The 19,655-nt window shown below is 57.1% G+C and carries 19 protein-coding genes; 8 read left to right on the top strand and 11 right to left on the bottom strand.

What is annotated here, in order from left to right; all coding sequences use genetic code 11:
- Positions 1–12: 12 nt before the first annotated feature.
- Positions 13–786 carry a 2OG-Fe(II) oxygenase family protein gene (locus NV64_RS01150; RefSeq protein WP_101505125.1) on the top strand — a complete coding sequence of 258 codons (774 nt, stop codon included), beginning with the start codon at positions 13–15 and terminating at the stop codon, positions 784–786.
- Between the two features lie 192 nt (positions 787–978).
- Here NV64_RS01150 and NV64_RS01145 read toward each other — a convergent pair whose 3' ends face one another.
- Together NV64_RS01145 and NV64_RS01140 are read right to left on the bottom strand one after the other, a co-directional pair.
- The gene (locus NV64_RS01145) at positions 979–1,536 is read right to left on the bottom strand and encodes a hypothetical protein (protein WP_233208890.1); all 558 of its coding nucleotides are present in this window, start codon (positions 1,534–1,536) and stop codon (positions 979–981) included.
- A 246-nt stretch (positions 1,537–1,782) separates the two neighbouring features.
- Complete coding sequence (locus NV64_RS01140) at positions 1,783–2,397, bottom strand: hypothetical protein (RefSeq protein WP_101505124.1); 615 nt, start codon at positions 2,395–2,397, stop codon at positions 1,783–1,785.
- A gap of 471 nt (positions 2,398–2,868) precedes the next feature.
- On the opposite strand from NV64_RS01140, the gene NV64_RS01135 reads away from it, so the two are divergent.
- Positions 2,869–3,669, top strand: a complete 801-nt coding sequence (locus tag NV64_RS01135; RefSeq protein WP_056237712.1) for a glucose 1-dehydrogenase — start codon at positions 2,869–2,871, stop codon at positions 3,667–3,669.
- A gap of 14 nt (positions 3,670–3,683) precedes the next feature.
- On the opposite strand, the gene NV64_RS01130 is transcribed toward NV64_RS01135, so the two are convergent.
- Entirely contained in the window at positions 3,684–4,280 is a 597-nt protein-coding gene (locus NV64_RS01130; RefSeq protein ID WP_072166388.1) for a cytochrome b, read from the bottom strand.
- Positions 4,281–4,590: 310 nt separating this feature from the next.
- Here NV64_RS01130 and NV64_RS01125 point away from each other — a divergent pair, with 310 nt between their 5' ends.
- Entirely contained in the window at positions 4,591–5,331 is a 741-nt protein-coding gene (locus NV64_RS01125) for a Slam-dependent surface lipoprotein (protein WP_101505123.1), read from the top strand.
- 54 nt (positions 5,332–5,385) lie between these two features.
- Positions 5,386–6,798 (top strand): porin family protein, encoded by a 1,413-nt coding sequence (locus NV64_RS01120; RefSeq protein ID WP_158239869.1) that lies wholly within the window; start codon positions 5,386–5,388, stop codon positions 6,796–6,798.
- A gap of 240 nt (positions 6,799–7,038) precedes the next feature.
- Here the strand turns inward: NV64_RS01120 and NV64_RS01115 are convergent, their stop codons facing one another.
- From NV64_RS01115 to NV64_RS01100, 4 genes are all read right to left on the bottom strand, one after another.
- A complete protein-coding gene (locus NV64_RS01115; RefSeq protein ID WP_056237705.1) occupies positions 7,039–7,266 on the bottom strand; it encodes a YgdI/YgdR family lipoprotein in 228 nt (75 codons plus the stop codon).
- Positions 7,267–7,282: 16 nt separating this feature from the next.
- Positions 7,283–7,516, bottom strand: a complete 234-nt coding sequence (locus NV64_RS01110; RefSeq protein WP_056237702.1) for a YgdI/YgdR family lipoprotein — start codon at positions 7,514–7,516, stop codon at positions 7,283–7,285.
- Positions 7,517–7,743: 227 nt separating this feature from the next.
- A complete protein-coding gene (locus tag NV64_RS01105; RefSeq protein ID WP_056237701.1) occupies positions 7,744–8,949 on the bottom strand; it encodes a diguanylate phosphodiesterase in 1,206 nt (401 codons plus the stop codon).
- A 113-nt stretch (positions 8,950–9,062) separates the two neighbouring features.
- Positions 9,063–9,677 (bottom strand): TetR/AcrR family transcriptional regulator, encoded by a 615-nt coding sequence (locus NV64_RS01100; protein ID WP_101505162.1) that lies wholly within the window; start codon positions 9,675–9,677, stop codon positions 9,063–9,065.
- Between the two features lie 260 nt (positions 9,678–9,937).
- On the opposite strand from NV64_RS01100, the gene NV64_RS01095 reads away from it, so the two are divergent.
- Positions 9,938–10,270 (top strand): hypothetical protein, encoded by a 333-nt coding sequence (locus tag NV64_RS01095; RefSeq protein WP_056237699.1) that lies wholly within the window; start codon positions 9,938–9,940, stop codon positions 10,268–10,270.
- Between the two features lie 125 nt (positions 10,271–10,395).
- Here the strand turns inward: NV64_RS01095 and NV64_RS01090 are convergent, their stop codons facing one another.
- Genes NV64_RS01090 through rbsK form a run of 3 tightly spaced genes read right to left on the bottom strand, consistent with a single transcriptional unit; the run spans position 10,396 to position 13,660 of the window.
- Positions 10,396–11,415, bottom strand: coding sequence for an aldose 1-epimerase family protein (locus NV64_RS01090; protein ID WP_056237697.1), 1,020 nt, complete (start codon positions 11,413–11,415; stop codon positions 10,396–10,398).
- Positions 11,412–12,737 carry an L-fucose:H+ symporter permease gene (gene fucP / locus NV64_RS01085; RefSeq protein WP_056237695.1) on the bottom strand — a complete coding sequence of 442 codons (1,326 nt, stop codon included), beginning with the start codon at positions 12,735–12,737 and terminating at the stop codon, positions 11,412–11,414. The genes NV64_RS01090 and fucP overlap by 4 nt, the downstream gene beginning before the upstream one ends.
- An 8-nt stretch (positions 12,738–12,745) precedes the next feature.
- Positions 12,746–13,660 (bottom strand): ribokinase, encoded by a 915-nt coding sequence (gene rbsK, locus NV64_RS01080; RefSeq protein ID WP_056237694.1) that lies wholly within the window; start codon positions 13,658–13,660, stop codon positions 12,746–12,748.
- 348 nt (positions 13,661–14,008) lie between these two features.
- Here rbsK and NV64_RS01075 point away from each other — a divergent pair, with 348 nt between their 5' ends.
- The 3 genes from NV64_RS01075 to fhuE all read left to right on the top strand — a co-directional run bounded on the left by NV64_RS01075 (position 14,009) and on the right by fhuE (position 18,324).
- Entirely contained in the window at positions 14,009–14,959 is a 951-nt protein-coding gene (locus NV64_RS01075; protein WP_101505121.1) for an Rpn family recombination-promoting nuclease/putative transposase, read from the top strand.
- A 25-nt stretch (positions 14,960–14,984) separates the two neighbouring features.
- A complete protein-coding gene (locus tag NV64_RS01070) occupies positions 14,985–15,734 on the top strand; it encodes an SDR family oxidoreductase (protein WP_056238417.1) in 750 nt (249 codons plus the stop codon).
- 409 nt (positions 15,735–16,143) lie between these two features.
- Complete coding sequence (gene fhuE / locus NV64_RS01065; RefSeq protein WP_101505120.1) at positions 16,144–18,324, top strand: ferric-rhodotorulic acid/ferric-coprogen receptor FhuE; 2,181 nt, start codon at positions 16,144–16,146, stop codon at positions 18,322–18,324.
- Positions 18,325–18,568: 244 nt separating this feature from the next.
- On the opposite strand, the gene NV64_RS01060 is transcribed toward fhuE, so the two are convergent.
- A complete protein-coding gene (locus NV64_RS01060; RefSeq protein ID WP_056237687.1) occupies positions 18,569–19,540 on the bottom strand; it encodes a HesA/MoeB/ThiF family protein in 972 nt (323 codons plus the stop codon).
- Positions 19,541–19,655 lie beyond the last annotated feature (115 nt).

Here is a 19,655-nt window from a genome sequence, read left to right as displayed (position 1 = left end):
AGAATTGTTGCTATGTCTGGCTCTCTTATTCGTCTGGATCTGCATCCGCTGGTCGATCACGACTGGCGTCAAAGCTGTCGTGAACAATTGAACCATTCTGGCGCGCTGGTGCTGCGTCAGTTTTTGCACCCCACGGCCTTACAGGCAATCATCGAAGAAGGCAATGCGCAACGCCATCTGGCTTATCACACCCTCAGCAAACATAACGTTTATCTGATGAAACCTGATGAGGCGTTCAGCCCTGAACACCCACGCAACCGTGATGTGTTCAGCACCAAAGGATGTATCACCGATGATATAATCCCTGCTGAGTCGCCGTTGCGCCAACTTTATAATGATGAGCTGTTCAAAAGTTTCCTGTGCTATGTACTGGGCGAAGAGGCGCTTTACCCCTACGCTGACCCCCTTTCCTCCGTTAATCTGCACTACGCGCCTCACGGCCAGGAACTGGGCTGGCACTTCGACAATTCCTCTTTTGCCATCACCTTGCTGATACAGAAACCGCTGGCGGGCGGGGTGTTTCAGTACGTGAAAGACCTGCGTGATGCCGACAGCGGAGAGATGAACTTCGCGGGTGTCGAGGCTGTTCTGGATGAACGTAGGCCTGTTGAAGCACTGGCGATTGATGCAGGCGACCTGGTGCTATTTCGTGGTCGTAATTCCCTGCACCGCGTGACCCCGACTGAAGGGGAGATCACGCGGATGCTGGCAGTTCTGGCCTACAATACTCAGCCCGGCATTGCATTATCAGAGACAGCGCGTATGACATTTTACGGAAGAGTGTGAAATCAGGGACCCGGCGTGCAGAAAGATTTACCGCGTGCGGCAGGCTGTAACACAACTCCATAGTGGAAACAGCATCAGACGCCCCGGCAGCGGTGCGCAGGTCAACGCTGAGGATGCGGTTACAGGGTTAAAGAAGAGAGTAGAGAATTCACCCTGACTGATGAACGTCACTCACCAGCCAGGGCTTTCAGCTTATTTTCCCAGAATATTATTCACCGCAGCAACATGCCCGGCCTTATCCCGGTAATTTGAAATGATCTGGATAACAGAGAATTTTTTCCCGGCAACGGCAATCAGGGTGGCCTGCTGCACTTCGTTACCCCCCATATTGCTGGTCGCTTCAACGTGGTAAACCTCAAGCCCCTTGACGTTCTCCGTTTTTTCACTCAGCACGGTGTAAGAGGGAGAAGATTCCTTCTGCTTATCTTTGATGGACTTCATGCCATCCAGAAAATCTTTGTCACTGCCACCACGGGCAATCAACGGTTTTTCATCTTCATTGACGATCAGCACGCGCTTAGCCTGTTTGTTGACATACATGTTGCCAGGCGCGCCGCCGGGAACAGGCTGAACCACATAGCCTTGCAGGCTGAACAGCTGCTTTCCGTCAAGCAAGGAGACAGTTTCACTACTGGCGGCTGATTTTTCAGTTGCGTCAACGTTGGCAGCTGAAGCTACGTTTATAGTGCAGCCAATCGCCACTGCAAAACTGAGTGCGGTTGCTATTTTTGAGATATTATTTAAGCCCATTCAGTAACTCTCATATTTATAGTTAATTTTCAGTGGATGCGATAATAAAATGACGCCCCTGTCGTAATACAGTGAAAAACCTGTTCAACAGAGTGAAGAATACTGTGTTAACGCCTGACATTGCATTCAGTCTGAATTGATTAACTTAGTTTTTAAGACATTTCCTAATATAACTCCCGTCAGGATCTGTCCAGCACGTGGACTCCCCCTGCTGCAGGGAAAGCCCATGCTGAGCGAGGAGGAAAATCAAAACTGTGGCTTTGTGGTTTTTTTCTCATCCATGTATTTGATAACGGCATTTTGCCAGGCCGGATCGGTCAGGGTGATTTTTGTGCTGCTTTGCTCCAGCTGGGCAGAACCTGATTCGCACCCCATACCCGTCCCGGGGATCGGTTTTTCACACCATAATGGATACATGCTGCTTATTGAGACCGGACCATATTTTGCGAGAGCAGCTTTTTTCATTGCTTCCTGATTTTCATTTGTCCAGGGTATTTCATAGCTAATTAAATCCGCTGCCATAGGATTTATCTTATTATAAGGAACGCGTGGCTGAAAACTTACCTGCATTCTGGTGCCGTCGTTTTCGTAGACAAGATACATCACTTGCTTGCTGCCCGTGATCACCGTCGGTGTCTGGTAATCCATTGAGTCAGAAGCGACAATTTTATCGGCTGAGACCCCGAAGTTCTTCTGCATTGCGCTTCGCGCTTCTTCAACGCTCATACCACTCTTCACGCCTGCCACGTCGAAAGATCTTACGTCTACCGGGTGAACAGGCTGGGCAGCACTGGCCGGATTAAGCAAAAAAGGCAGGGCTATAAATGTTGCAGGCAGCAGGACAAACAGATTTCTTTTCATTTACGTACCGTTATAGTTAGTTAACTGAATTATTGCTGCACAGAGGCGATCTCAGAGTTATTATGCTAACACTATCATCCCTTTCAGTGCATGTTCATGTGTCGTCGTCGGGCTCATATTTATATTCAGCAGACCATTATATGTCAAGGGCGTGTTAAAAACGCAGTGGGATGTTTCAGGTGCGTACAGATAACCGGAAACTGCGCTCCTGATGTATCAGTACAGCGGTGAAATAACCATGACAATGCCAGATATCCGCAATAAAGGGATATTTCAGATATGAAATTCCCTAAATGAAAATATACCTGATTGCGTTTACTCCATCGCAGTGTATCCAAAACTGTAAAAAAGCATAACCGCATAGCGGACATTCAATACGTTAGCGCGCCAGGAGCCCGATGATGCTGGCAACCCTCACCGGGTGTTCTACATTAATTTACTGGTGGACACCCATTGTCAGGAGGCACGCTTATGCAACTTTCACTTAACGGCCAGGTGGCATTAATCACCGGTGCCAGCTCCGGCATCGGCTACGGCTGCGCCGGGACGCTGGCCGCCGCCGGGGCCGCGGTGGCGATCAACTATAACCGAAACGCGGAGCCGGCCGTGCAGCTGGCGCAGCAGATTACGGCTAACGGCGGCCAGGCAATTGCCCTTGCCGGCGACGTGGCGAAGGAATCCGACGTGGAGCGCCTGTTTCAGCAGACCGTGGATCGGTTTGGCGGGCTGGATATCCTGGTAGCCAACTCTGGCCTGCAGCGCGACGCCGCCATCGCTGAGATGACGCTGGAGCAGTGGAATACGGTGATTGACGTCAACCTGACCGGGCAGTTTCTCTGCGCGCGGGCGGCGGTGCGCCAGTTCCGTCAGCAGGGCGAACGCCCGTCCGCCGGGCGGGCTCGCGGAAAAATCATTCATATGAGTTCGGTGCACCAGCTGATCCCGTGGGCGGGCCACGTGAACTACGCGGCCTCCAAAGGCGGCATCGACCTGCTGATGCGCAGCCTGGCGCAGGAGATCGGTGAAGAGCGTATCCGGGTCAACGCCGTCGCCCCCGGCGCGATCGCCACCGCGATCAACGTCGATGCCACCCAGGGCGACGCGGCGAAGGCGTTGTTAAAGCTGATCCCCTACGGCCGCATCGGTGAACCGCAGGATATCGCTAACGCGGTGCTGTGGCTGGCCAGCGACCTCTCCGACTACGTGCACGGCACCACGCTGTTTGTCGATGGCGGCATGACGCTCTATCCGGAGTTTCGCGGCAATGGTTAGCCCCTTGCCCTCGGTTACTTCTGCGCCTTACGTAACCCCGCCATTCTCCCCAGAACACCATCGCGCAGGATCAGGCGATGGTACAACGCGGCAAGGATATGTACGGCGATCAGGCCGCAGAGCAGCCATGACAGCGGGCTGTGCAGCGCGTTGGCCGGCGCCACCATCCAGCTGACTTCGACGCCGGTTTTCGGGATCAGCGCAATGCCCCAGGGGCTCCAGCCCTCTCCGTTCCCGTAGGCGCGCAGCAGGGCAATCGCGGGGATCGCCAGCATCAGGAGGTAGAACGCCACGTGAACGGCCTGGCCGACGGCACCCGGCCATCCGGATACGCGGGGCGGGCGGCGGCGGCGGTTGACGAGAACCCAGGCGGCCCGCACGACAACGAAGGCAAGCGTCAGCAGACCGACCGTGCCGTGACTGGGCCCCATCCGCACCAGCCAGTCAACGACAGCGGAGTCGCCAAAGGCCCGCCAGCTGAACACCATCACAAACTGCCAGAGCAGCAGATAAGCCATCCCCCAGTGCAGCACGCGGCTGACCAGACCGTAGCGTGCGGGCGTATCCATCCCCCTGCCACCGGAGCGCCGCTCCAGGGTTTTCACCGTCATTCCCTCTCCCCTTCTGATTTGGCTTATTGCGAAATTACACCACGTCATTCCATGCGTATGGAATACCATCAACGTCAGCGGTTAAGCCTGTATTCACAGGGCTACCGGGCGGACGAACAGACGTCAACGATAAGATAAACCCGCCTGAGAGCGCAAAGGTAATAACGCTGATTGCTTACCGGTAGTGATAAGAAAATTCCTATAAACCCTCAATTCAGGCATAAGTTGAGTAAAAAAACCGAAATTTTGTGTAACTTATAGCGTCAAATTATTAGGAAAAGATACGTTTTTCATTAAGAGGGATTTTTTCATGCTTAACATTAAATCGACCCTGTTACTGTCAGTGATTGCGCTAACCGCATGCGGTGGTGGCGGCGGCGGCGGTGGCGGCGACAGCGAACCGCCGGTAACAACCTCACCGGTTCAGACCGATGATAACACCAGTACCACACCCGCTCTGCCAACGACCCCGGCGACGAGTTATGCCAGCGGCGGCAAACTGGACGGTTACACCTACACGACGCCGGATGGTCGTGAATATGTGATGCGCGGCGGCGGCGTGTTCGTTAGCGGCGTTCGTAATGAAATTTTAGTCCGTGCCGACAATACGCGAGTCACCTCTACCTCCTGGTGTTGCGGCAGTATGAGCTACACCACCTTTGGTACATGGACGAACTACGATACTGATAAGCATGAGGTCTTCTACACCGGTGAAGCCACCGCGACCGCCAGCGTGCCGACGCAGGGTTCAGCGAGCTATACCGGTACCGCGCTGCGCGGAACCGAACGCGGTGATGCCAGCTTCAACGTCGTTTTCGCCAGCAAAACCATCAGCGGTACGCTTACCCCAGTGGAAGCGGGTAACTTCGGCAGTGAGGTGGCGATGCAGGGCAAAATTTCCAACGGCGGTTTCAGCGGTGATGCACAGTCCGGGGGAGAAAAAGGCACCTTTATCGGCCACTTTATGGGCCCCGCAGCAGAAGAACTGGCCGGCGTGGCACAGTTTACTGACACCAGCAAAAACACCGCCTTCGGTGCCACAAAACAGTAACGCGCTTTCCGGCCAGCCCGTCTGGCCGGTTTTCCAGTGATGGTGATCCCCGTGATGAAAGTTCCCGTTTTAGTGGCATCTCTGCTGCTGTGGCCGTGCAGCTGCGTTTTCGCCGCCCCGCCGGAAACCCGCTACCTCCCTGCTGCCAGCCATTTAGATCGCCTCTCTAAGCAACCCGCAGAAAGCCATCGCGCTGATACGCAGCACATCACCAACCGGGATCTTGTTGCCCGTCCTGAACTGGCGAAAGCCCTGCTCGACGGCGCCGTCACCCAGGGCAGATGGGATGTCGTGCGTGAAATATTGCCGGTGTATGCCGCCACCCCGCATCCCGATGGGACCCTCGTGCTGTTCGCCGGTGCCGGTCTGGCGCGCAGCGAAGGCCACCACGCGCTGGCTGTAGCGCGCTACCGGGCCATCCTGAGTGAACATCCCGAGCTGGCCGCCGTGCGTCTGGAACTGGCGCGCACCCTGTATGAAAATAATCAGGTGGATATTGCGCAGTATCACTTCCGCCGGGTGCTGCAGACCAGTCCACCGGATATCGTTCAGCACATCATCGCTCAGTATCTGGAGCGAATTCAGAGAAAGGGTACGCTGAGCGGCAGTATTAACCTGAGCTATCTTAACGACAGCAACGTGAATAACGCTTCGTCTGGCGACACTATTCGCATTGGTAACCGGGAGTTTATCCGTAACAAAGACAGTTTCCCCCAGCGTGGAGAAGGCGTGTCGTTCAGCGCGGCGCTGCAAAAAGATTTACCTCTCTACGATCAGCACAGCCTGCGCTTTCTGGGTACCGTCTACGGTAAAGACTACTGGAATAACCATGACTACGACGACATTACCAGCCGGATTTATGCGGGATATCTGTGGCGCAACTTCCGCCAGCAGTTCGCCGCGCTGCCGTTTTATGAGAAACGCTGGTACGGAACGGACGCCTACTCTTCCGGCCCGGGTGTCCGGCTGGAATACAGCTATCTGATATCGCCCAAATGGCAGGTCAGCCAGGCACTGGAATATCAGAAGATGGGCTACGACAATCAGGACTATGAGTTTCTGCGCGGCTACACGCGCTATGCTTCAACCACGCTCTCGCACGCGCTGAACCCGCGCGTTGCGCTGTCCGGCGGCGTGGATCTCCTCGAGCAGCAAACCAGCACAGCGAGTGAAAGCAATCACCGCGCCGGCGTGCGGGCGGCGGTACAGGTTGATTTGCCGTGGAAGATCTCGTTTTCTGCACTGGGCGCATTTTCACAACGCAACTATGAGGCGGACAGCGATATCTTCACCGTGCGCCGCCGCGATAACGAACAGTTTTACCACCTTGCCGTCTGGCATCGCGACCTGCATTTCCTCGGGCTGATGCCAAAGCTGAACTTCAGTGAGAAGCGGGTTAACAGCAATATCGATTTTTACAGCTATCGCCAGCACAGCATTACGCTGTCAGTGGATAAGCAATTTTAAACGCGAGCAACAATATTATCTGAAAACAAAACAATTAACGCTTATCCGTCATGAAGACGGTCTGCCTGTCGTCTCAGATCTCGTTGAGAGGAGGATAGCCCGTACTTTAACTTAACTGCAGCCGGTCAGCTTAAGCCAGTACCAGCGGGGTGTAAGCGAAACCTGAGGGCAGCGCAGCATGGATAAAATCGTCAGCCAGACGGCCAGTTAATAAAGCCGCCTTCCGGCGGCTTATTCTTCTCAGTGTGGAATTTCCGACACTTCTTTCACATCAGACTGGTTAATCTGCTGCTTGACGCCGTTGGCGTCTTTGTAACCTAACAGCCCGGTTTCCGATTTGGTCGGTTTGCCGTCGCTGACGATGGTGCGCCCGTCGTTGGTATGGATAGCATAACTGGTACGGGTACAGCCGCTTAACGCCGTGCAGGCCACGATGGCCGCAGCAATAGTCATCACAGTTTTATTCATTGCCCCTCTCCTTCACTCAGTTATCAAGTTCACTCATATTTGAAATCCGATCGCGGTTAATTTGCTCGGTTTTTCCGCTCTGGGCATCTTTATAGGAAACCAGCCCGGTTTCATTATCAATCTGTGGCTTTCCGTCGGTGACGATGGTGCGGCCGTCGGTGGTCCTGATCGACTGATTAGATGAACATCCCGTCAACGCTATCAGCGATAGTGACGTAAGGAATACCGCAGTAGCTATTCTGGACTTCATAATGACTCCCTGTAGTGGAATAAATCTTAACTGACCTGTAAAGCATAGACTAATTTTTTCATTCTGCTGGAAAACAGCATATTTGCGCATCTGGATAGAGTGCGAATGATGCGGGAAAACGGTATTCACAGTGCGAGGAAAAAGGCGTTGAGTTGCGGGTGCTTTGAGAAACAACGCTGCGACGGGGCGTCGTGGATGACGCCTCGCTCAGGTGACAGGAGTATGGCTTAGCCGGGCCAGTGAACAATCATTTCACCGCTCAGTGCCGGCCGGGCAAACAGGAACCCCTGGAAGTAACGCGCGCCTGCCGCCTGCAGCCAGGCCCACTCTTCCACCTGTTCCACACCTTCCACAATTACGGTGATCTCCAGCGACGCACAGCAGTTAAGGATCGCCTGCACGATCGCCTGCCTCGCGCCGCTACGGTGGATGCCGGTGATAATTTTTCTATCGATTTTCAGCTTGTCCGGCTGGAACTGCGACAGCAGCGACAGGCCGGCAAAGCCGGCACCAAAGTCATCGATCGCCAGGCTGATCCCCGCCGCTTTCAGCTTATCAATCGCCACCTGAAACTCGGTGAAGTTGGAGATGATCTCATCCTCCGTCACTTCAACCACCACCTGTTCCGGCACCAGTCCCGCGGCGGCGACCAGCGCCAGCAGGCGATCGACACCATCGGGCAGGCTGACCAGCGAACCAGGCAACAGATTCACCGAGACCTTGCGGTTTACCAGACCGATCTGTTTTGCGCGAATAAACGCCGATTCTTTGGAGAGTAAATCTACTTCGTATAATTCATCTTTGGCCATGCTGCTGAACAGATCCTGCGGCGAGCCGCCCGACGGGCTTCTGATTAGCGCTTCAAACGCGATGACCTTTTTTTCGACGGTGTCGACGATCGGCTGGAAAGCAAACGTCCAGCGCCGGCTGGCGGGGCAGATATTCCGCTCATCATGCAGCGGAATGGCCTGCTGATAAAAATCATCCTTGCTGACCGGTGCCACTCTGACGTAGCTGCTTCTGTTTTTATCTTCCAGAAAAGAGCGCAGAAAACGTATCGGCCGGTCTTCATAGGTCTGCGACGAAGTAAAACTGCGCTGCGGCAGAATGGCGCTAAAAACGTCAGCCCGGTCGGCGTTTCTCAGATCGTAGATCTCCATCCCGGTCAGACCGAAGCGGCGCTGAGGCGCGTAATCACGCAGCAGCAGGGTGAAATTATTATGACGGTCGTCGCGGCAGATCCGATGATAAGTGGCGTTGACCGACTCGCGCGGGCCTTCCAGAATCTGGAAAAACGTCCGCCCGTCGAATAACAATATCCCGGTAACCGACACACTTTCATTATTACTGCGCGCACGTTCAATCAATTTTTTTAATGAATCGGCGGACAAGTCATGATGCAGATCGCTTCGGTAGATAAGGGTCGTTAGCATAGTTACTTTCCATTGTACGTGACGCAACGGACGCCCGATGCACAACACATTATACAGCGAAAAATCTAATTCAGCCCCCGCTTTTCAGCCTGACGCAGCGCGTGGTTTGTTTCTCAGTTCAGTATTTTTAATGCCATCTGGATGGTGTCTGACTCGTCCGGGTTGTCTTCAATTTTTCCCACCACCCGCATACCAAAAATCATGCACAGAATCAGCCCGGCGGCCGTCCCGGCGGCGATTTCCGCGGCGATCGAGCCATCCTCCTGTCCAAGACGGATCAGCGAAGTGAGGAAGCTTTTGTTGCGTAATACGGCCTGGCGAATCTGCCCGGCCAGCTCATCGTCAAACACCTGCAGCCCGACCGCGCTGCCCACCACCAGGCAGCCGCGACGCCCTTCAACTTCCCGCGCCGAGTCCAGATAGAACTGCAGCAGTTCGGCCAGTTTTTCCCGGCCACTGGTATAGCGGTCCAGCCGACCACGCAGATCTTTACCGCGATGATAAATATAGCGTTCGAATACGGTCTGAAACAGCGTGCGCTTGTCTTTAAACGCCTTATAAATGCTGCCTGCCGTTAACCCCATTGCCTCGCTGAGATCGGCAATGGATGCGGCGTGATAGCCCTTCTGACGAAAAACCAGCATCGCGCTGTCCAGCGCAAGATCGGTGTCAAACTCCCGCGGGCGCCCCCGATCTCTGCTGGCTGGCAGTTTCTGCGGTGTATTCATCATCGCGGCTCTTTTATGTCGTTTAATGTGGCGATGATAACGTACTTGTGCTGGAGATTCAGCCAGATTTTACCGGCGGTGCGGCGTGGGCGACCGTCACCTAATTACGGGACGGTGCCGGCTATCATTATTTTTTCCCGCTATTCTCACTATGATATAGTGCTGCCGCATCGCTGCTGTTGTAGAATTAAACATCATCAGCCCGCTGATGAACCTTATTTATTCAGGCCGGCGACTCTTTTTTTAATTCAGGTTTAATTATGTCATTGTTTAATTTTCGTATTGTTATACCGGCTCTGCTATGTTGCGCCCTGCTGGGCTGGTGGTTAATTCCGCACCACTCTGCTGAAGATAAAGCCTGGTACGCCGCCGTTTTTTGCACGATTTCTCACGATGACAGTCGTCAGTTTGTTCAGGATATGCAGCGGGTGATAGAAGACGGTAATGCCGATTACGCGCTGCACAGAACCGAATATATTCCCGACCTCGGTAAAAAAGTCGCTGGCGTCTGGCAGACCCTGACGCCCGACGAGCAGCGGGCGGCGAATCTGGATGCGGAAACCTGCCGTCGGCGGATGCAGGCAGGATTGTAACTTCCTCTGAGGTTATCCGTTCATGCCTTGCGGTGTGAAGGTGTGCCCTGTCCCACTGCACTGCCGGTTAGCGTCAGAAAATGCCGGCGGCTGACGCAGCTGTCAGCCCGCCGGCGGTAGCGGATTTACGCCTCGGTTAACCCGGTCTCCACCTCAAACTGCCGGGATTCTCCGGGCGCCAGCGTCAGCAGCGTTCCGGCGCGTTCTGCCGCCAGGTAGCCTTCCGGCCGGCAGGTGGCGGGCAACACGAATGCCGCCACCTGCTGATCGGCATTGTGCAGCAGCCAGCGGGTGGCGTGGCTGAACTGCGCGGTGTCGAAGGTGGTAGAGAACCCGTAGCCCTGCGGCGAGATCAGGCTGAAAGTCACCTGTTCACCGTACTGCGGCAGGTCGTCGGCGAAAAAGACGATCTCCGGGTCACACATCTCCGGCCGGTGCAGCCCGTCGAACCCCTCGGGCTTCTCAGCCAGCTGGCGGGTATACGCCTGCCACTGCGGCGTCGGGCGCACGTGCGCAGGCACCGAGGTTCGGAGCCGGAATGCGCCCTCCGGGATGCTCTGGCTGAAGTGGCCCCCGGCCACCCAGGCGTAGTTCATGTGGCACATGTACTGCAGCGGCATCGGGTTGCCGGAGAGGTTGGTCACCGCCATGGTCATGCGCAACCGTGGCCGCCCGGCCAGCAGCGTCACCGCCGGCTCCGCACGGTAGCGGTGCCCGAAGCCCTTGATATACTCGACTTCACCGCGCAGCGTCAGCGCCCCCTCTTCCAGCTCAATCCAGGCGCTGTCCATCCGCGCGCAGGCCATCTCTCCATGCAGCGGGTGGCTGTCCTGCGGAGACGGGCAGCCGTTGGCCAGCAGCCCGGAGTGGAAGGCGAAACAGCCGTAGGTGTCGACGATATCTTTACCCGGCAGCGGCTGCTTAAAGCCGCTGCCCATGGTCAGGGTGTGCCCGTCGAAGCTGGCGTCCCAGACCATCTGACCGTAAAACGGCAGCACGGTTACCGTACCGCGGCAGTTAATAAGCTTCACCGCTTCAATACCGGACGGATAACGGAACAGCTCAACGCTGAACGCGTCGTTACTCAGCAGCACCCGCGGTGTTTCAGCGAACAGGGCAGCGTGTAAAGGCAGAATCGTTTTCATCGTGTGGCCTCCACGGCGTTAACGGCGGCAGCACCCGGCTTTTTATGACGCAGCTCGCCGTAGAAGAAGGCCCCGACCCAGGCGAAGCACAGCAGCGACACGCCAAACGCCAGCTGCATCGAGCCGAGAGAATCCGACACCAGCCCCTGTACCGCAGGGATCACGGCGGCGCCGACGATCGCCATCACGATAAAGGCCCCGGCCACTTCGGTATACTTATTGTCCACCGTTGCCAGCGTACCGGCGTAAATGGTCGCCCAGCAGGGTCCGAACAGCACGCTGACCAGCACCGCCGCATAGACCGCGGTAAAGTTGGGCACCAGCATCACGTAGAGCAGCGTGGCCACGCCCGCTATCGAATAGGCGATCAGCACCTTCTCCGCCCGGAAGCGGGTCATCAGGAAGTTCGCGACGAACTTACCGATAAAGAAGCCGATAAAGCTGTAGATCATGTAGTTCGAGGCGTGACGTTCGTTCTCTGCCCCCAGCGTCAGCGCCAGGCGAATGGTGAACGACCAGACCGCCACCTGCATCCCCACGTAGAGGAACTGGGCCACGATGCCGCGTTTAAAGTGGCGGTTTTTCGCCAGGTAGCGGAAGGTTTCACCCAGCCCCGGGCGTTTGTTGTTAACGCTCTGCGGTTTGCAGTGCGGGTAGCGGGTCAGCAGGAACAGCACCATCACCACCACCAGTACCATCACCAGGTACTTATACGGCTCCAGCGTGTGCTCCAGCATGCTCAGGCGGAACTGGTGCAGCTGTTCCGGGTTCATGCCGGCCATCTGGCTCTCCAGGCTGTCGCCCTCCTGAAACACCAGATACTTGCCCAGCACGATGCCCATCAGCGCGCCGACCGGGTAGAAGGTCTGGCTGATGTTAAGGCGCAGCGTGGCGTGATCGCGGTGACCAATCATCGAGCTGTAGGTATTGGCCGCCGTTTCCAGAAAACTCAGGCCGATGGCGATAGCAAAAATCGCCGCCAGGAACATGGTGTAGGTCGCCATATGCGAGGCCGGGTAGAACATCACGCAGCCAGCGATATACAGCGCCAGCCCGATCAGGATGGCGATTTTATAGCTGCTGCTGCGGATCACCAGCGAGGCCGGGATGGCGATCAGGAAGTAGCCGCCGTAGAAGGCGCTCTGCACCAGCGCGCTGGCAAAGTCGCTGAGTTCGAACACGCTTTTAAACTGGGTAATAAGAATATCATTCAGGCTTGCCGCGCAGCCCCACAGCGGAAACAGGCACGACAGCAGGATAAACTGCAACAGCGGCGTCTTATTCAGATAACCGTCGGGCTGCTGGACAATGTTCGTGTGCATGGTAAACCTCAGGCGTTAAGGAAGCGATGAAAGGTCGTGGCATCAGGATACGAAGACTGGGTTCCGCGACCGGTGACGCTGAGGGCGGCGTAAGCGGAGGCTGACCGCATCGCCTGCGCCACGTCGCCGTGCTGCATCAGCCCGTGAGCAAAGCAGCCGATAAAGGCATCGCCCGCGCCGCTGGTGTCGACGGCCTGCACCGGCACCGGCGCTTCGCGGTGCACCCTGTCGCCGTGCATCCACACCGAACCGCGGCCGCCGAGGGTGATAATCAGGTTTTTCAGCCCGCGCGCCAGCAGCGTCTGTCCGGCGTGCAGCACCTGTTCTTCCGTTTCAACCGGCAGGCCGGTGAGGATCTCCAGCTCGGTCTCATTCGGCATAAAGAAGTCGCACTGGCAGGCGTAATCGATATCCAGCCCGGCGACGGCCGGTGCCGGGTTGAGGATAATTTGAATGCCGTGCCGGCGGGCGAAATCGATGGCGTAATAGACGGTGGCCAGCGGGATCTCCAGCTGCAGGACGATTAACCGGCAACGTTTGAGTTGCTCAGCCGCCGCGTCAATATCCGCCGGGGCCAGCCGGGCGTTAGCACCTTTGATAATCAGAATGCGGTTCTGTGAGCGATCGTCGACGAATATCGGCGCCACGCCGCTGGAGGTGCCGGCGGCAACGGTCACGTGCGCCGTGTTGATGCCGTAGCGCTGCAGGTTGGCAACCGTGTTGGCGGCAAACAGATCCTCCCCCACCTTACTGACCATCATCACCTCCGCGCCCAGCTTCGCGGCGGCCACCGCCTGGTTAGCGCCCTTGCCGCCGCAGCCCAGCGCAAAATCGGGCGCTTCCAGCGTTTCCCCGGCTTTTGGCAGGGTATTAGTGTAGGTGATCAGATCGACCATATTGGAACCGATAACAGCGACAGACATCATTTCTCTCCGTGCGAAATTTTTCCCATTAAATGTTATTAAAATCACAACGACAACGATGAGATGTGAGATTTGTGACAGAGATCGCCACTGATAAACCAGTGAATTAGAGAAATAGTCTGAGTGCAGAGAAAGTGAAATGTGAGAATTCTAACAACATCTCATTCTGTAGGGATCATACGAAAACTGCCGGGAGACCGAGGATAGTCGGCAGGGTTGACTTATACCGGTATCTGTCATGACGTGCTCAATAACGAAGGTATCAAGCCATAATGGACGTTTTACGGATATTTATTTCCATATAACTCCAATAGACTCCACATAGACACTAAAAAAAAGGAGCCTTTGATGAGACATAAACGGACCACTTCACCCCATGACGCCATCTTTCGGCAGTTCCTTTCACGGCCTGAAATCGCCCGGGATTTTATTCAACACTATTTACCGCCGGCGTTGCTGGAAAACTGCGATCTCAGCACGCTCCGTCGGGAGCCAGACTCGTTTATTGCGGACGAACTCAGCCTGTACTTTTGCGACATTCTCTATAGCCTGCGCACCAGCAACGGCGAAGGCTACATTTATGTGCTGATCGAGCATCAGAGCTCACCCGACCGCCTGATGGCGTTCAGAATGATGCGTTATGCCATCGCCGCAATGAAGAAACATCTGGATACTGGTCACCGAACGCTGCCTCTGGTGGTGCCGGTGCTCTATTACAACGGTCGCGAGTCGCCCTACCCCGGCCCGCTCGAATGGGCTGAGGAGTTTGATGACCCCGCGCTGGCGTCAGAGCTTTACAACGGCATTTTTCCACTGGTTGACGTCACCGTGATTCCGGATGAAGAAATGCTACAACATGGCCCACTTTCTGCACTGATGTTGATCCAAAAGCATATTCGGAAACAAAACTTGTCAGAAAAACTGGATACTCTGATTGACGCGCTACGTGATGAAAGTACTGACGAAGCGCTGTTCTTATCGCTAACCCACTACATTCTGCAGGCGGGAAGCGCCGATGATGCGGCAGCCTTTGTACGCCGACTGGCAGAACACTTACCCAGACACAAGGAGCAACTGATGACTATTGCAGAACAACTGGAAGCAATCGGCCATGAAAAGGGTTTCAAAGCAGGTCGTGAAGAAGGTCGTGAAGAGGGGCGTGAAAAAGGTCGCGAAGAAGGTCATTTCGAAGCGTTAAAGGAAGTTGCCATTTCTTTACTTCGCAGCGGTTTATCGGTAGAAAAAGTGATGAGCGTAACCGGGTTCAGAAAAGAGTATGTGTTGTCACTGAACGTGTAGACCGGGTTGACTGAGGGCCAGAATGATGCAATCTAAAATCACCTTAATTACCGGGGGATCGCGCGGTATTGGCCGCGCCACCGCGCTACAGCTGGCGGCGGAGGGACATCATATCTGCATTGGCTATCAGTCAAATCACGAGGCTGCGCAGGAGGTCGTCGCGCAGATCCGTGCCGGCGGTGGCACCGCCATCGCCGTGCAGGTGGATATCGCGCAGGAGGATCGGGTGGTAGCGCTGTTTCAGCAGATCGATCGCGAGCTGGGGCCACTGACCGGGCTGGTCAATAACGCCGCGATGATGAAGCCGCAGGCGACCCTCGAGCAGCTGACCGCGCAACGGATCAACGCCGTGCTCGCCACCAACGTCACCGGCAGTTTTCTCTGCGCCCGCGAAGCGGTTAAACGAATGGCGCTGCGCCACGGCGGCCGGGGTGGCGCGATCGTCAACGTCTCCTCTGCCGCCTCGCGGCTCGGCTCTCCCCATGAATATGTTGATTATGCGGCATCAAAAGGTGCCATCGATACGCTGACCACCGGCCTGGCGGTAGAAGTGGCGGCCCAGGGCATCCGCGTTAATGCGGTACGGCCCGGTTTTATCTATACCGATATGCACGCCGACGGCGGCGAACCGGGCCGGGTTGATCGGGTCAAGGCCAGCCTGCCGATGCAGCGCGGCGGCCAGCCGGAAGAGGTGGCGCAGGCGATAGCCTGGCTGTTGTCAGAAAAGGCGTCCTACGTCACCGGGAGTTTTCTCGATCTGGCGGGCGGCAGGTAACACCGCCCGGCAGGTGGCGTCAGCTTCGGCCACAGTAACATCCCGATCTGCGGGCCGGGTAACTGTCACGCATTGAAACCGGCCAGCCCCGGTTAACCTCCCCCGTTAGCCACATCCCCTGCCACGCCGTTATCAACGCCTTTTTGAATCATTAAGATTACACCCAGATAAAAATATGGCTAAAACCCTCTCTAACCCTCTGACAACCAACATATTTACATTTACTTACATTTCCTGTTAAATTCCTTCATGACGCGATAAAACTAAATAATTATCATTTATATTCTCATTGCGTGCTTATCTTGCTTTATGCCCTGGTGGCGCTTTGCAGTGCTGAAACAACGGCAACCGCAACAATAAAAAAAGACCCGGCACGGCTAACCAAAGTCGCTTCCTGACGGAAAAAAACATGCCTTATTGCAGGGAAACCGGCGCTGTTGCGCCTTCGCTCGCCATCGTCCGCCCCTTTAGTGTTTCCTTACTGGCGCTGGCGGTTTCGGCGTCGCTGACGCCCGCTTACGCAGCCGACACGAGCCTCGCGCCCTCCGCTGACGCGGAAATGGTGGTCAACGCCAGCAGCGCTGGCGCGGCAGACGTCGGGCAGGAGCAGCAGGACTACAGCGTAAAAACCACCCGCGCCGGCACCAGAATGCTGCTGACGCCGCGCGACGTGCCGCAGTCGGTCAGCGTGACAACACAACAACGCATGCAGGATCAGCAGCTGGATACCATCGGCGACGTGCTGAATAACACCACCGGCGTTTCGCAGTACATTATCGACAGCGAGCGCGTCAGCTACTTCTCCCGTGGCTTCTACATCAATAACTACACCTTTGACGATATTCCCACCTCGGTCAGCGACGAGTGGAACTTCGGCGATGCCGCCGGCGATACCGCCACCTTCGAGCGCATTGAGGTGGTGCGCGGTGCGACCGGGCTGATGACCGGTGCCGGTAACCCGGGCGCGTCGGTCAATATGGTACGCAGGCGCGCCGACAGCAAAACCTTTACCGGTGCGTTATCCGCCAGCTACGGCAGCTGGAACAGACAGCGCTACGTGGCCGATCTCTCCGGCCCGCTGAATGAGGCGGGCAGCGTGCGCGGCCGGGTGGTCACCGGCTATCAGGACCAGGACAGCTGGCTGGATCGCTACCACAAGAGCAAAAAGTTCCTCTACGCCGTTGTCGACGCCGACGTGGGTGACAGCACCACCCTCTCGCTGGGCTATGACTATTCAGACAGCAGCACCGCCAGTCCCACCTGGGGCGGGCTGCCGACCTGGTACAGCGACGGTTCGCGCACCCGTTACGATCGCAGCACTAACTCCGCCGCCGACTGGACCCACTACTACCTTGAGTCGCGCAAGCTGCTGGCCTCCGCCAGCCACGACTTCAGCAACGGCTGGGCCCTGCGCGTTAACGGCACCCACAGCGAAACCACCTTCGACAGCAGGCTGCTCTACAGCTCCGGCTTCCCGGATATCACCAGCGGAGAAGGGATGTCCGGCTACGGCAGCCTGGATAAGGGAAAACGCAGGCTGGACTCGGTGGACAGCTTTGCCAGCGGGCCGTTTGAGCTGCTGGGCCGCCAGCATCAGCTGCTGACCGGCGTCAGCTACAGCCGCCAGAGCAACGTCTATTACAGCGCATCTAATGCAGAGGATGTGGCGGCCTTCGGCGACGGCTGGGATGGCAACGTGGCTGAACCGGCGTGGGGCGACTGGTCGGTCACCTCTGATGATGTGATCCGCCAGAAATCAGCTTATACCGCCGCGCGCTTCTCGCTGGCCGATCCGCTGGCGCTAATCCTCGGCGCGCGCTACACGCAGTACAGCGCCAACGGCACCACCGCCGCAATGCGCAAGAACAACCTGACGCCGTACGGCGGGCTGGTTTACGACCTCAACGAGTCGTGGTCGGCTTACGCCAGCTACACCTCAATTTTCCAGCCGCAGACCTCGCGCACCGCGGGCGGCAACTACCTGGCACCGGCCACCGGCAAAAACTATGAAACTGGTCTGAAGTCGGCGTGGCTGGACGGTCGCCTGACCGCCACCCTTTCCGTGTTCCGCATTGAGCAGGACAATCTGGCACAGGCCGATGGCGATAAGACGGTGGGAGATTCCAGCGAGCAGGCGTATTACGCCGCAAAAGGCGTGGTGAGCAAGGGCGCGGAGTTCGAACTGAACGGCGCGCTGACCGACAACCTGCAGATGACCTTTGGCGCGGCGCGTTACGTGGCAAAAGACGCCAGCGGCGCGCGCCCCAACGCCTTTGCCCCGCAGACCACCTTTAAACTGTTCAGCAGCTACAACCTGCCGATGCTGTCGCAGCTGACCGTCGGCGGCGGGGTTTACTGGCAGGATCGCACCTACCAGGACGCCACGGGGCCTTCCGGCGACACCCAGCGGGTGTTCCAGGGCAGCTACCCGCTGGCGAACCTGTTTGCCCGCTTTCAGGTGACGAAGCATCTGGGCGTGCAGGCTAACGTCGACAACCTGTTCGATCGCGAATATTACGCCTACACCAGCGACTATGCGGTGTACGGCGAACCGCGTAACGTCTCGGTCAGCCTGAGCTACAAGTTCTGACACGTTGTTCCCCCGGTTTTCCCCGGGGGAAACCTGCCATGTCGCGATGAGACGCACTGAGCGGCGGAAGCAGATGCCGCACTTTGCGCATCCCCCCTGATCTGTTCATTCTCCTGAAAAAACGCCAGATCACCCGATAACCTTAAAGGCAGCGCAGGCCGTCTTTCTCTCTCCATCTGTTATAAAGACCCACGCTCACCTCTCAGTACTTACTATGCGGTGTCTGTGACGGGATCCGCTCTGCTCAGCGGTTCGCGGCGATAATCGCCAGCCGGGTAAACCCGCGCTGCTCCAGCTGCATCGCGGCCTGCGCGGCGCGGATGCCGCTGGCGCACACCAGCACGATACGTCGATCGCCGGGCGGCTGCCAGGCGGCCAGCTGCGGCGGCAACAGCCGCACCACTTCCTCCTCTGCCGCAATGCTCTGAGGCGCCTCTTCATGACCGCGCAGCTCAACGATGCAATCCGTTGCCTCCAGCAGCTGGCGGTCGATAAACGGCACCGCCGTCGCAGCCGGTTCTTCAGCACCATCGAAGCGGAAGCGGCGAAAGTGCCACTGCACAAAATCGCAGTTGAGCAGGCAGCCGAGCGGCGAAGGCTGCAGGCCGAGCAACACGCTCAGCGCCATCTGCGCCTGCAGCGCGCCGAGGGTGGCGACCGCCGGGCCCATCACCCCGGCGGTGTTGCAGTTGCCCGCCGCTTTCGGCAGCTGCGGAAACAGCGCGCGATAGCTGGGTGCGCCGCCGCAGAAGCCGCCCACGTATCCCTGGCGGCCGAGAACCGACGCGCTGACCAGCGGAATGCCGCGCGGCTGGCAGGCGTCCGACAGCTGATAGGTGATGGCAAAGTTATCTGCCGCGTCGACGACCAGATCGATGCCGTGCAGCGCCGCTTCAACGCCGCTGGCGCTCAGCGCCTGCAGTCGGACATCAACCTCACAGTCGGGATTACGCGCCCGCAGCGCATCACCCGTCCGCAGCGCTTTCGGCTGGCCGATATCCTGCAGCGTAAACAGCGTCTGCCGGTGCAGATTATGCTCTTCCACCACGTCGCCGTCGTAGAGCCGAAGATAACCCACCCCGGCCCCGGCCAGCAGCGGCAGCAGCGTGCTGCCCAGCCCGCCGGCACCGACCACCAGCACCCGCGCCTGCGCCAGCTTCTGCTGCCCGGCCTCGCCCACTTCCGGCAGCATCGACTGCCGTTGATAACGACTCATATGTCCCGATCCCCGATTAATCGCCGCCCTGTGGCGGCGCTGCTTACCGATTGCCGCGGTTACGCGCGCACGGCTCTGCGCATCGCTGCTCAGCCGTCATGCCAGCCTTGAACGG

This window comes from Erwinia sp. B116 (assembly GCF_002865965.1).
Lineage (GTDB): Bacteria > Pseudomonadota > Gammaproteobacteria > Enterobacterales > Enterobacteriaceae > Erwinia.
Note: the sequence above shows the minus strand (reverse complement) of the source record. Positions and strands in the feature narration are given on the sequence as shown.